This window comes from Actinomadura scrupuli, from assembly GCF_050971785.1.
GTDB lineage: Bacteria > Actinomycetota > Actinomycetes > Streptosporangiales > Streptosporangiaceae > Actinomadura_E > Actinomadura_E scrupuli.
Genome location: NZ_JBPCCU010000013.1, coordinates 18775 through 31248, shown reverse-complemented (window position 1 = coordinate 31248; position 12474 = coordinate 18775). Strand labels below are relative to the sequence as shown.

Annotated in this window: 9 protein-coding genes; 2 read left to right on the top strand and 7 right to left on the bottom strand. The window is 75.4% G+C overall.

Translation table 11 applies throughout. The features are described 5' to 3' along the window. Positions 1 to 8: 8 nt before the first annotated feature. Together ACRYCC_RS39355 and ACRYCC_RS39350 are read right to left on the bottom strand one after the other, a co-directional pair. Positions 9 to 1634: a PD-(D/E)XK nuclease family protein gene (locus ACRYCC_RS39355; RefSeq protein WP_433819178.1), complete on the bottom strand. Its 1626-nt coding sequence runs from the start codon at positions 1632 to 1634 to the stop codon at positions 9 to 11. A 296-nt stretch (positions 1635 to 1930) separates the two neighbouring features. After that, positions 1931 to 3274, bottom strand: coding sequence for a DUF2786 domain-containing protein (locus ACRYCC_RS39350; protein ID WP_433819177.1), 1344 nt, complete (start codon positions 3272 to 3274; stop codon positions 1931 to 1933). A 172-nt stretch (positions 3275 to 3446) separates the two neighbouring features. Here ACRYCC_RS39350 and ACRYCC_RS39345 point away from each other — a divergent pair, with 172 nt between their 5' ends. After that, positions 3447 to 4088, top strand: coding sequence for a restriction endonuclease (locus ACRYCC_RS39345; RefSeq protein ID WP_433819176.1), 642 nt, complete (start codon positions 3447 to 3449; stop codon positions 4086 to 4088). A gap of 148 nt (positions 4089 to 4236) precedes the next feature. Here ACRYCC_RS39345 and ACRYCC_RS39340 read toward each other — a convergent pair whose 3' ends face one another. From ACRYCC_RS39340 to ACRYCC_RS39325, 4 genes are all read right to left on the bottom strand, one after another. Next, positions 4237 to 5709, bottom strand: a complete 1473-nt coding sequence (locus ACRYCC_RS39340) for a serine/threonine-protein kinase (RefSeq protein ID WP_433819175.1) — start codon at positions 5707 to 5709, stop codon at positions 4237 to 4239. Positions 5710 to 5715: 6 nt separating this feature from the next. Next, on the bottom strand, positions 5716 to 8235 hold the full coding sequence (locus ACRYCC_RS39335) for a serine/threonine-protein kinase (RefSeq protein ID WP_433819174.1): 2520 nt from the start codon (positions 8233 to 8235) through the stop codon (positions 5716 to 5718). Positions 8236 to 8533: 298 nt separating this feature from the next. Then, positions 8534 to 9163, bottom strand: coding sequence for an MBL fold metallo-hydrolase (locus ACRYCC_RS39330; protein WP_433819173.1), 630 nt, complete (start codon positions 9161 to 9163; stop codon positions 8534 to 8536). Next, complete coding sequence (locus tag ACRYCC_RS39325; protein ID WP_433819172.1) at positions 9163 to 10248, bottom strand: S-(hydroxymethyl)mycothiol dehydrogenase; 1086 nt, start codon at positions 10246 to 10248, stop codon at positions 9163 to 9165. Before ACRYCC_RS39325 ends, ACRYCC_RS39330 begins: the two co-directional genes overlap by 1 nt. A gap of 59 nt (positions 10249 to 10307) precedes the next feature. Here ACRYCC_RS39325 and ACRYCC_RS39320 point away from each other — a divergent pair, with 59 nt between their 5' ends. Next, positions 10308 to 11297, top strand: coding sequence for a C-terminal binding protein (locus ACRYCC_RS39320; protein ID WP_433819171.1), 990 nt, complete (start codon positions 10308 to 10310; stop codon positions 11295 to 11297). Here ACRYCC_RS39320 and ACRYCC_RS39315 read toward each other — a convergent pair. Continuing rightward, positions 11245 to 12303, bottom strand: a complete 1059-nt coding sequence (locus ACRYCC_RS39315) for an MBL fold metallo-hydrolase (RefSeq protein WP_433819170.1) — start codon at positions 12301 to 12303, stop codon at positions 11245 to 11247. The genes ACRYCC_RS39320 and ACRYCC_RS39315 overlap by 53 nt on opposite strands. Positions 12304 to 12474: the final 171 nt, after the last annotated feature.

Here is a 12474-nt window from a genome sequence, read left to right as displayed (position 1 = left end):
GGCTTCGCTCAGAACGGGGGCTCCTCGTCGGGCTCGGGATCGGCGATGGCCGCCGACACGGCCTCCGCGCGCCCGCTGAGCAGGCCGGTGCCCTCCAGGACCTCGCCGGTGCGGGGATCGATGAGGACGCCGTCGACCTCGATCGGCAGGTCCCCGGGCCCCTCCGCGCCGGCCCGGTCGGGACACCACCGGGCCACCGGGCAGGCGGTGCACCAGCGGCCCGGCCGGGCCCGGAAGGCGGTGTCGTGGTGCCAGTCGCGCACCAGGCCGGTGACGATCCGGCGGGCGGCGCCGACGACGGCCGGGTCGGCGGTGTCGAAGGTGAGGACCCCGGCGCGCAGCGGCGACATCACCTCCAGCTCGACGGTGCCGGGCACCGGCCCGCCCCCGCCCGATCGCCCGCCGCCGGCCCCGCCGAAGACCCCGTCGGCGATCAGGCAGACGGCCAGGGCCAGCTGCGGGACCTGGGCCAGCGCCCCGTCCGCCGTGAAGCGGTCCGGGCCGGTGGTGGTCTTCTGCTCGCGGTAGACCAGCCGGCCGTCCACCCGCCGGAGCAGGTCCGGCCCGGCGATCACCACGACGTCGGCCGCGGGGTCGTAGGCGGCGACGGTCGGCTCGGCCGTGATCCCGGTGATCGCGCCGCTCCCCGCGAGCGGGCAGACCTCCAGATGCCCGATCAGGAACGGCCTGGCCTCCCGGTACTCCTCGGGCGTCATGAACTCCCCGGCCAGGCCGAGGCGTACGGCGTCCGGCTCGGGCAGGTCCGCCGGTGTGCAGGGCCGCGTCGGCGTACGGGAGTGGGCGGCCGCGAGCCATTCGTGCACGACCCTGCCACGGCGTACCGCGGGGCTCTCCTCGCCGTGGTCGCCGGGGATGCGCAGCTCCCGCAGGTGCGCCTGGGCGGGGCAGATCTGATACTGACGCCCGGTGGTCACCGACCAGGTCCGCCGGTGCGTGCCCCGGTCTGCCAGGCCCAGCAGGCCGGGGGTGCGGGGGAGGGCGTCACAGCTCTCCCGGAGCTTGCACTCGGCGCAGTCGGCGCCGGGCCTGCGCTCCCCGCCGAAGGCCAGATCGGCCGCGACCGGCTGGGCGTGCACGCGATAACCCCGCCTGACCTCCTCGGGCGCGGCGTCGACCAGGACCTTGGGCATCACGTCCTCGGCCAGGGCGACCTCGACCACCCTGATCCGCGCCGGTGCGCCGTCGTCGGGCCGTACCTCCACCGGGAGGTCGCGGTAGACGGCGCCCACGGCGCGCAGCCCGGTGGCCGCCACGAACGCGATCGCGTGCGCCGAAGGAGCGTCGGCCGGCCCGGTACGGCTGATGCGCAGCCGCCGGAACTCCCGGACCGCCCCGTCCTCGGAGGCGTACCACCGGCCCCAGGCGGTCAGCATCCGCAGCTCGGCGGGCGAGCCGTGCTGGACGACCCTCGGCCGGCTCTCCGGCCGCAGGGCGACGCCCTCGGCGGCGAGCTCGTCCTCCAGCCAGCGGCAGGCCCGTACGTACTCGGAGCAGGCGTGCCGCACCCAGCCGGCGGCGCCGGGGTGCAGCGGCGACCGGCTCTCGGTGAGCGCCTCGCCGACCGCCACGTCCAGGTCGGTGCCGTCGAACTCCGCGGCGTCGAGCGCCCGCATGACCAGACCCAGGGGGAACGACTCCCAGGGGGCGTAGCGGCGGCGCTCGGACGGCTCCGGCCACAGCCGCGGCCTGGCCTTGAGCGCCGCGAACTCGCGGCACCGCTCGCCGGCCTGGTCGAGCTGGCTCGCCGACAGCCGGATGACGCCCGGGGTGCCGCGCAGGCCGGGGCGGGGCGTCCAGGTTCCTGAAGTGATGTCCGCTCCCTGGGTGGATCTTCACCTGCCTCAGGGGGATGGTAGAGCGGGGGACCACCGCGGGCGACCGGAACCGCCGGGCCGCCGGGAGGGGCCTTTCAGTCCCGGGTGACCTCGGAGCGGGCGTTCAGGCTGGCCAGGTCGGCGGCGGCACGCCCGGCCAGCCAGCCCTCGTGGTTGCGGACGGCCCCCACCCGGTGGCGGGTCAGTTTCGGGAACAGCGCCGCGACGGCCTGCTCGACCGACTCCTCGCGGGCGGCGAGCACCGGAAGCAGGTCCCGGCCGGCGGGCTCGGCGGCCGCCTGCCGGACCGCCTCGCCGGTGGCCCCGTCCAGCCGCTCGCCGATCCGCTGGGCGTACGCGGTCAGGAACGAGTGCCGGAAGGAGCGGGTGCTGGAGCGCCCCCGCGCGTCCTGCCGGGAACCGGCGTGCACCAGCGCCGTGGTGGCCTGCACCAGCAGTGACGTGAACAGCAGCTCCACGGCGTCCAGATCGGAGGGGAAGCCGAGCACGGTGGAGAAGCCCAGCTCGCGATGCCAGACCGTACGGCACCGGTTGGCGGCGGCGACGAGGTCCAGCAGCACCGCCTTCGGCGCTTCGTACGGATTGTCGATCGCCAGACGGCGGCCGATCGGCTCCTCCGGGGTGCCCGACTCGGCCGCCAGCAGCGCGTGGTCGATGCTGTGCCGGGCCATGAGCTGCTGTGCCCGCCCGCTCAGCGCCTCGGCCTCCTCGGGGAACTCGGTCGACTCCGCCTTGGCCAGCAGCGCCCGGACCCGGCCCAGGATGCGCTGGTCGACGGACCGGGCGGGCCGGGGAGCGGCCTGCGCGCGGCGGCGGGCGGCACCCGGGGCCGGGCCGAGCGGGGCCAGCTCGGGCAGGGCGCTGAGCAGGTGCAGCAGCTCCAGCGCGCAGACCACCATCGCGTGCCGGTCGATGCCCTCGCGGGCGGTCCACTGCGGGAGGTGACGGTCGTCGCCGTCCCACCAGACCCGGGCACCCGCCGCGGTGAGCTGGGCCTCCCACTGCTCGTCGACGGTCGCCGCGGAGTAGGCCCGCATCTCGGCCGCGATCACGTCCGTGGCCAGGCGGGCGTGCCGTCTGCCGAGCTCGCGGCCGGCGAACCGGATCACGTCGGCGGGCTGCCAGCCCCGGCGCCAGGCGGCGGCCACGCCCCGCTGCAGTAACGTCGTCAGGCTCCGGTCGGCGCTCGGCGAGCCGGTGACGGCGGGATGCACGGTCAGCTGGTCCGCCCAGTGCTGGAACAGGGTGTCGTCCCGGCCGAACAGGGCCTGCACCGCCTCGGAGATCAGCAGCTCGGCCTGCTCCGCGGGAGGGCGGGTGCCGTCGCCCGATGGCCGGCCCGAGCCGGTCTGCTCCGCCCTGGACTGCCTGCGCGCCCGCTCCGCGGCACGGCGGCGCTCCCGGTTCGCCTTCCCCACACGTCCCCCTCTAACCGCTGATCCGTCCGTCCGGCCGCTCCCGGCCACGGCAACCCTATGCAGGCCGCCTCCGCCGGGTCGCCTCTTGGCGGACCTGTGGATTATGTCGGCACCGGATGAGACCGTTCTGGATGACGGGCGGTGTCCCGGCCGGTGGCGAGAGGTGGTGCGGGTGGCGGGTCGGTCGCGTCGCGACGACGCCCGGTCATGGGTCCTCGTCATGGTGATCGGGACCGTGATCGGTGGCCTGGCGCTGGTCCAGGCCGTGACCACGGTGGCGACCCGGCACCCGGGCGCCGCGCTCGCGGCGGCCGCCCTGCTCGTCGCCCTGGCGGTGCTCGCCGGGGCGCTGTGGTGGCGGCGGCGCGCCGGGCTGGCCGCGGCCGATGCCCGGCGGCAGCAGGTCCAGGCGGCCCGCGCACGCGAGATCGCCACCTATCACGCCATGAGCCCGCGCGAGTTCGAGCACGCCCTGGCGTACCTCTGCGCCCGGGACGGCTGCTCCGACGTGCGGGTCGTCGGAGGCGCGGGCGATCTCGGCGCCGATGTCGTGGCGACCACCCCCCAGGGACAGAGCCTGGTGATCCAGGCCAAGCGCTACCGCGCCGGCAACAAGGTCACCGGGCCCGACCTGCAGAAGTTCGGCGGCACCTGCTACGGCATCCACGGCGCGCAGATCGCGGCCGTCGTCACGACCTCGGGCTTCACCCGGCAGGCCATGACCTACGCCGCGCAGATGGGCATCAGGGTCTACGACAACGAGGCCCTGGCCGGCTGGGCGTCCTGCACCGGCCCCGCACCCTGGGCGCTGTGACCCGCGGGCGCCACGTGCCCGGAGCCTCGCCGCCGCCGTTCCGCGCTCGAGCCGCCGCCGGTGCGCGGCGCCGTCGCGTCGTACGGCGGGTCGTCCGGCGGTCGTACGGCGGTCGTACGGGCGGGAGACGTCCGCCGGGCCGGTGGGGTCAGGGCGCGACGGACGGCAGCAAGGCGATCAGCAGGTCGGCCTGGCCCTGGGAGATGCCGCCCTCCCCGAGCCGCCGGGCGATGGTGGCGCGCAACTCGGCCACCCGCTGCTCGAGATTTACCCGGCGGCCGGCCAGCACGTCGTCGCGTAGCCCGGTCACGATGCCGTCCAGCTCGATGCCGACCCCGTGCCGGATCTCACCCAGGCCGACCCCCGTCCGGACGGCGCGCATCAGCCGGTTCAGCGCGCGGGCCGGCCCGGTCTGGACGGGCGGTCTCATGGGTTCGGCCATCACCGGTGTCCTGGCCTTGGTCCTGGCCGGCTTGGGGGTCCGAGCCGGCTGCGGTCGCTTCCCGGGCTGCAGGGCGGGGGCCGCGGCATGGTTGGTCAGCCCGGCAGGGGACCGGCCCGAGTGGTCGGAGGTGCCCCTCATCACGCCCACCAGGAAGAACAGGACGATCGCCGCGGCCACCGCGTCGATCACGAACTGCCGGCGCCGGCGCCGGCGTCCCGCCTGTTCGGCGGCGCGCCGCCGCCTGCCCGCCCGCCGGGGCCGCGGCGCGTCCGCACGGCCGGGCGCGGCGTTCCGCGCGCCTTCCCCGGCGCCAGAGGTCCTCCCGGCGCCGGAGCGCCTCACGGGCGCGGACGGCGTTGCAAGGCCGGGCAGGTCGTGGACGGGCCGTACGAGAGCGGCGAGGTGCCGGGCCACGTCCGCGGCGGACGGCCGGGTGCGGGGGTCGGGCGCCAGGCACTGGACGCAGAGCAGAGCGAGATCGTCGGGGACGTCGGACGGCACCGGAGTCTCCCGGGTCAGCCGGCCCACCAGCGACTCCGCCAGGATCCTCCCGAGCCCGTACACGTCGGCGGCGGGAGTGACGGGTCCTCCGCCGAACTGCTCGGGAGCGGCGTACGCGGATGCGGCGCGCGGGCCGGCCGGCTCGAACAGCGCCAGCGCGGAGAACTCCGCCCCGTGCACCGTCTTGCCCATGCCCAGGCCGAGTACCTTGGCGCCGTCCGCGGTCAGGAAGATGTTGGCCGGTGTCACGTTGTGGTGGATGAGCCCCCGGCCGTGCACGAAGGCCAGCGCCGAGGCCACCTGCCCGCACATGCGGGAGGCCTCCCGCCACGGAAGCCGGCCGCGTGCGAGCCGGGACACCAGGCTCTCGCCGTGGAGGTACTCCATCACGAGGAACGGCGTGCTCCGGCCTCCCGGGACCGAGGCCTCGCCGAAGTCGTGGACGGCCAGAATGCCCGGATGCGTCACTTCGGCGATCGCCCGGGTCTCGTCCCTGAGCCGGGCGCGCAACGCCAGGTCGGGCAGCAGCGAGACGCTCAGCACCTTGACCGCGACGGGCCGCCCGAGCAGCTCGTCCCAGGCCCACCACACCGTCGACGTCCGGCCGCAGCCGATGCGGCGCTCCAGCCGGTAACGGTCCGCCAGGCGCAGCCGCGCCGGTTCCTCATGGGACATCCCGGCTCACCTCCGATCCGGGTACGGCGCCCCCGGCAAGGCGGCCTGCCGCGGGGAGACGGCCGACAGCGCGAGGTTCAGCTCTGCGGCACGGCCCTGGGTGAGACCGCCCTCCCGCAGCCGGGTCGTGATCTTCGTCTGCAGTTCGGTGACCCCCTGCCGCGGGTCGGTGCGCTGGCCCGCGACGAGATCGTTCTGCAGGTTGGTGATGACGTTGGTGAGGTCCAGGGCCACGTCGGAGCGGATCTCGCCCGCGGCCAGGCCCCGCTGGATGATCGGCGGGATCTTGGTCAGAGCCGCGATCTCGCGCGCCAGCGGGCCGGCGGAGGCGGACGGGGCGGCGGCCCTCCCCGCGGGGCGCGAGACCGCCGGGTCGGCGGGCGGGTCGGGACTGCGCCGATGCGCGGACACCGCGGACAGCAGGAGGATCGTGACCGCGCAGCCCGTCACGGTGAGCGTCCCGTCGAACAGGAACCGCCGGAGCCGTGGGTGCGAGCGGCGGCCCAGCTCGGGCTCCTCGGCGGCGGGTTCGACCGGCTCCGGCCGGGGCGTGCCCGGTGGGGCCAGATGCTCCTGGGAGAGGTGCCGGTGGGCCTGCGGCGCGGGGCCGGAGTGCCGCGGTGCCCAGCGGTGCCGGAGCGGCTGAGGGTCGCCCGGCGGGTCGTCGGGTCGCTCCAGCCGGATGGTGAACTCACCGGTCATGCCGGTCGGGACCCGCTGAGCGGTTCTGCCGTCGGCCGGCGGCCACACCGGATCAGCCGGGCGCCGGGGCCGGGCGGAATCGGCGGGCGGCTCCGCCGTCACCGCCGGTGACGAGACGGACCCGGGCGACAAGACCGCCCCGGGGGACGGTGCGCGCATCGAGGCGGACCCGGGCGACGACCCCGGATCGGCCGGCAACGCCGCGGGGCCGGCAGCGGGTGGTGCTGCGCCCGTCGGCCGTGCCACCGGCTCGGTGGTGCGCGGCCCCGTGCCGGTGAGGTGTGACGCCGGTGCGACCGGTGGCAACGCGGGATCGGCCGGGCGCGGTGGTGCGCCGGTCGGCCGTGCCGCCGGCTCGGTGGTGCGTGTGCCGGTGGGCTGTGCCGCCGGAGCGGCGGGCGGCAACGCGGGATCGGCCGGGCGCGGCGCGACGCCGGCGGGCCGGAACGCGGGACTGGCCGGGGAAGAGGCGGCGCCGGCCGGGTGCGACGGGGGGCCGGCCGGGTGCGACGGGGGGCCGGCCGGGGGAGACGAGGTGCCGGCCGGGGGAGACGAGGTGCCGGCCGGGGGCGATGGGGGACCGGCCGGGGGAGGCGGGACGACCGTCGGCCGCGACGCCCGATCGCTCGGCGGCGGCGCTGCGCCGGTGGCCCAGGGCGTCGGATCGGCCGGAGACGACGGCGGGCCGGTGGGCGTGGGTGCGGGACCGGCCGGGGGTGCCGTGGAGCCGGTGGCCGCCGGCCTCGGCCCGGTGGGCGATGGTGCCGGCCCGGTGGCCGACGGTGCCGGCCCGGTGGGCGGTGGTGCCGGAGGGGCCGGGGACGGCCCGGGACCGGACGGCCACGCGGTGCCGGCCGGGGCCGGCGCGCGACCCGTCGGGGCATGAGCGGGGGGTACGGGAGGTGGACCGGCCCGCGGGGGCGGCGGCTCCGCCGGAACGGGAGACCGGCCCGGGCCTTCCCGCACCGCCCGGCCGGCCTCCGGTGCCCGCCCGGTGCGGGGGCGCGAGAACCAGGACTGTTCCTGACGCGGCGACGGGGGCGGGTCCTCGGCGGGCGACCCCGAGGACGCGGTGAGGATCTCGGTGACGTCCGCGGCGGACGGCCGCGCTGCGGGGTCTCGTGCCCGGCAGCGCGAGCACAGCACGGCCACCTCCACCGGGATGCCCTCGGGCAGTGAGGCGTCCAGAGCCCGCCTTCCCGTGAGGGCCTCGGTCAGCATCACCCCGAGGGCGTACACGTCGGCGGCGGCGGCCATGGTGGGAGACGAGCCGAGCCGCTCCTCCGGCGCGAGGTAGGCGGATGTGCCCCGCGGTGGCTCCGCCGGCCCGGACCACATGCCGGCGGCGGGAGCGCGCTCCGCCCGGGCGAGGCCGAAGTCCAGCACCTTCACGCCTTCGGGGGTGAGGAAGACGTTGGCCGGCTTGAGATCGCCGTGCGCGACCCCCGTGCTGTGGGCGGCGGTCAGCGCGTCGGCGATCTGGGCGCACACGCGCACGGCCTCGCCGACCGGCAGCGCGCCCCGGCGGATCCGGTCCGCGAGGGTCTCGCCCTCCAGGAACTCCATCACGATGTACGGGACCGCGGGGCCGTCCTGACCGCCGATCTCGTCACAGTCGTAGATGATCACAATATGGGGATGGAGAACGGCCGCGGCGGCCCGTGCCTCGTCCTGGAACCGGTGGCTGAAGCCCGCTTCCGGCGGTGGCTGGGCGCTGACCAGCTTGACGGCGACGGCCCGGGAGAGCCGCTCGTCCCAGGCCTGCCACACCTCGGTCGTGCGGCCACTGCCGATGTGCCGCCGCAGCACGTACCGCTCCTGCAAACGAGCACCTGAGTCCACAACATCAACCTCCTCTGACACACCGAGGCCGCACCGTGGAGGAAACAGCGGCACAACGCCGCGTGGACGCCCACGTCCTCAGATACGCACCGAAGCCCGCGCAGGGTTCGATGCGATCGCGATCAGAGCCGGCGAATTGGGCCGGAACGGCCGAAGACAGGTCGAAGAGCAGGTCGGCGAGCAGATAGGCGAGCAGGTGGAAGAGCAGACCGAGGAGCAGGCCGGTGGCGAAGGGCCCGCCGCGGAGCGCGTACTCCGCGGCGGGCCCTTCAGCCGGTGCTCAGTGGCCGCGGGCGATCCACTCCTCCAGGTGCGGGCTCTCGGCGCCGATGGTGGTGGACTCGCCGTGCCCGGTGCGCACCACCGTCTCGGGCGGCAGCGTCAGCAGCCGTTCCCGGATCGAGGTGATGATGGTCGGGAAGTCCGAGAAGGACCTGCCAGTGGCGCCCGGACCGCCGGCGAACAGGGTGTCGCCGGAGAACACCGTGCCGAGCGCGGGCGCGTACAGGCAGACGGCGCCGGGGCTGTGGCCGGGGGTGTGCAGGATCTGCAGGGCGACCCCGGCGATCGTGATCGTCTGCCCGTCGGACATTTCCCCGTCGGGCTGCCGCCCGGGATGGGTGTTCTTCCAGAGCATCAGGTCGCCCGGGTGCAGCAGGATCGGCGCGCCCGTCCGCTCGGCCAGCGCCGGGGCGGCATCGATGTGATCGTCGTGACCGTGGGTGGACACGATGGCGCGCAGCCGCCGGTCGCCCACCGCCGAGGCGATGGCGTCCGCGTCGTGCGCGGCGTCGATGACGACGACCTCGTGGTCGTCCCCGACCAGCCAGACGTTGTTGTCCACCTCCCAGGTGCCGCCGTCGAGCGAGAACGTGCCCGAGGTGACCAGGTGGCCGATGCGGGTGCTCATCAGAACAGCACCACCGAGCGGAGGACGTCGCCGTGCTCCATCTTCGTGAACGCGTCCTCCACGTCGTCCAGAGTGATCGTCTCGGAGACGAAGGCGTCGAGGTCGAGCCGTCCCTGGAGATAGAGGTCGATCAGCATCGGGAAGTCCCGGGACGGCAGGCAGTCGCCGTACCACGAGGACTTCAGCGAGCCGCCGCGTCCGAAGACCTCCAGCAGCGGAAGCTCCAGCCGCATCTCCGGCGTGGGCACCCCGACCAGCACGACGGTGCCCGCCAGGTCGCGGGCGTTGAAGGCCTGCTCGTAGGTGGCGGGTACGCCCACCGCGTCGATGACCACGTCGGCGCCGAAACCGCCGGTGAGGTCGCGGATCGCGGTGACGACGTCGCTGTCGCGGCCGTTCAGGGTGTGGGTGGCGCCCAGGCCCCGGGCGGTCTCCAGTTTCCGGTCGTCCAGGTCCACCGCGATGATCTTCGCTGCGCCGGCCAGCCGGGCCCCCATCACCGCGGCCGAGCCGACGCCGCCGCAGCCGATCACCGCCACGGAGTCGCCGCGCCCCACGTTGCCGGTGTTGAGCGCCGCGCCGATGCCCGCCATGACGCCGCAGCCGAGCAGGCCGGCCGCGGCGGGACTGGCGGCCGGGTCCACCTTGGTGCACTGCCCGGCCGCCACCAGGGTCTTGTCGGCGAACGCGCCGATCCCCAGCGCGGGCGACAGCTCGGTGCCGTCGGTGAGCGTCATCTTCTGCGTCGCGTTGTGGGTGTCGAAGCAGTACCAGGGACGGCCGCGCCGGCATGCGCGGCACTGGCCGCACACCGCACGCCAGTTGAGGATCACGAAGTCGCCGGGGGCCACCTCGGTCACCCCGGCGCCGACCGACTCGACCACCCCGGCCGCCTCGTGACCGAGCAGGAAGGGGAAGTCGTCGTTGATGCCGCCCTCGCGATAGTGGAGATCGGTGTGGCAGACCCCGCAGGCCTGTACCTTCACCACGGCCTCACCCGGTCCGGGATCGGGGATGATGATGGTCTCGATCCGGACGGGCTCGCCCTTGCCGGGGGCGACGACTCCGCGAACCTCTTGTGCCATGCTGACCGCCTCTTCTGCGCCGGGTTACGGCGCCGATTCTTCCCTAGGAAGGACCATCCGTGAGCCTGACCGTCCTCGTCACCGACTATGCCTTCCCTGATCTGGACGTGGAGGAGCGAGTGCTCGGCGCGGAGGGGGCCCGGCTGCTGGTGGCCGCCCCCGGGGACGAGGACGAGCTGATCGCGCTGGCGCCCCGGGCGGACGCGATCCTCACCAACTGGCGGCCGGTGACCGCGAAGGTGCTGGACGCCGCGGTCCGGTGCCGTACGGTCGCCCGCTACGGGGTGGGGCTCGACAACATCGACGTCGCCCACGCCACCGCGCTGGGCATCCCGGTCACCAACGTGCCCGACTTCTGCACCGACGAGGTCGCCGACCACACCCTCCTGCTGCTGCTCGCCCTGGCCAGGCGCTTCGTGCCGCTCACCGAGGACCTGCGGCGCGGCGGCTGGGACAACCAGGCGGGAGGCATGCCGGTACGGCTGCGCGGCAAGACCCTCGGGCTCGTCGGGCTGGGCGCCATCGCCCGGGCCGTCGCGGTACGCGCCCGTGCCCTGGGCATGGAGGTGATCGCCTACCGCAGGTCCGAGGGCGGCCCGGACGGCGTCCGGGTCACCACGTCCCTGCCCGGGCTGCTCGCCGAAGCCGACGTCGTCTCGCTGCACGTGCCGCTCGACTCCGGCACCCGGGGGATCATCGGGGAGACCGAGCTGGCGGGGATGAAGGACACCGCCTTCCTGATCAACACCTCGCGCGGCGCCCTGGTCGACACCGCCGCACTGGTGCGGGCGCTGGACGCCGGCCGCATCGCCGGAGCGGGCATGGACGTCACCGACCCCGAGCCGCTGCCCGCGGACCACCCCCTGCGCACCCACCCCGCGGCGATCGTGACGCCGCACGCGGCCTTCTACTCCGACGGCGCGGTCGCCGAGCTCGCCGGGAAGGCGGCCCGCAACGTCGCCCAGGTGCTGCGCGGCGAGACGCCCGCCACGCTGGTCAACCCGGAGGTCCTGGACTCGCCCCTGCTGCGCCGGCCGGACCGCCGCTGACCGAGCCCCGGGTCAGGGCATCACCCCGCAGCGCGTCCGCCGGCTCCAGCAGCCGGGACTCGCCGACGGCCAGATCCCACAGGTCGGCGCGGGGGCGGCCCGTCCCGGCCCACGCCCGCCGGGCCTGCTCGACGGGTGACAGCACCGGCTCGGCGCTCAGCACGAAGGTGCCCCAGTGCATCGTGGCCATCCGCGGGGCGCCGAGATCGAGGCAGGCCTGGACGGCCTCCCACGGGTCGGTGTGCCAGTCCCGCATCATCCGGCGGGGCTCGAACGCCCCGATCGGCAGCAGCGCGAGGTCGATGCCGGTGTAGCGTCTGCCGATGTCGCCGAAGAAGTGCCCGTAACCGGTGTCCCCGGCGAAGTAGATCCGCCGGCCGGCGGCGGTCAGCACCCAGCCGCCCCACAGGGACCGGCACGTGTCGGTGAGCGTCCGCCGGCTCCAGTGATGGGCGGGCACGAACCCGAAGTCGACCTCGCCCAGCCGTGCGGACTCCCACCAGTCCAGCTCGCGGACCCGGCTGAAGCCGCGCCGCCGGAACCAGCGGCCCAGCCCGGCGGGCACGAACACCGGGGTGTCCCGGGGCAGCCGCCTGAGGGTCGGCCCGTCCAGGTGGTCGTAATGGTTGTGACTGATCACGACGGCGTCCACGCGGGGGAGGTCCCGCCAGGCGACCCCGGGCGGGGTCAGCCGGGGCCGTACCCCCGGGATCCGGCGGGACCAGACGGGGTCGGTCAGCACCACGAGCCCGCCGATCTGCACGACGAACGACGCGTGCCCGACCCAGGTCACCGCGGTCTGGGCGGCGGTGACCGCGGGAAGCCCGGATGGCCGGACCGGCACGTCGGCCGCCCGGGCGAGCGCCTGGCGGGAGGGGCGGGCCTCGCCCTGGACGACCATGCCGAGGAAGTCCCGCCAGCCGCCCAGCGGGGCGGTGAGCCGGTCCCGGAAGCTCCGTGGCCAGGCACGGGTCTCTTCGGCGGCGCGACGGGCGAGCTGGTCCATGCGCGGGCTCCCAACCGGGCGGGCGGAGGCACCACCGCCCCGATCCCCATGTCGGCCCCGGGCGAAGAGTGGTTTTCCCTGCCGAAGGAGAAATACCCATCCGGCTCGGCGGCGTACCCCGGGGCGCCGTGAAGGGCGGCCGTCCGCCGGACGAGGATCAGGTGAACGGAG

What these genes read in the sequence shown, in the direction of transcription:
- ACRYCC_RS39355 (WP_433819178.1), bottom strand. Translation starts at nt 1,634, where the DNA reads ATGCGGGCGCTCGACGCCGCGGAGTTCGACGGCACCGACCTGGACGTG.
- ACRYCC_RS39340 (WP_433819175.1), bottom strand. Translation starts at nt 5,709, where the DNA reads ATGTCCCATGAGGAACCGGCGCGGCTGCGCCTGGCGGACCGTTACCGG.
- ACRYCC_RS39330 (WP_433819173.1), bottom strand. Translation starts at nt 9,163, where the DNA reads ATGAGCACCCGCATCGGCCACCTGGTCACCTCGGGCACGTTCTCGCTC.
- ACRYCC_RS39325 (WP_433819172.1), bottom strand. Translation starts at nt 10,248, where the DNA reads ATGGCACAAGAGGTTCGCGGAGTCGTCGCCCCCGGCAAGGGCGAGCCC.
- ACRYCC_RS39315 (WP_433819170.1), bottom strand. Translation starts at nt 12,303, where the DNA reads ATGGACCAGCTCGCCCGTCGCGCCGCCGAAGAGACCCGTGCCTGGCCA.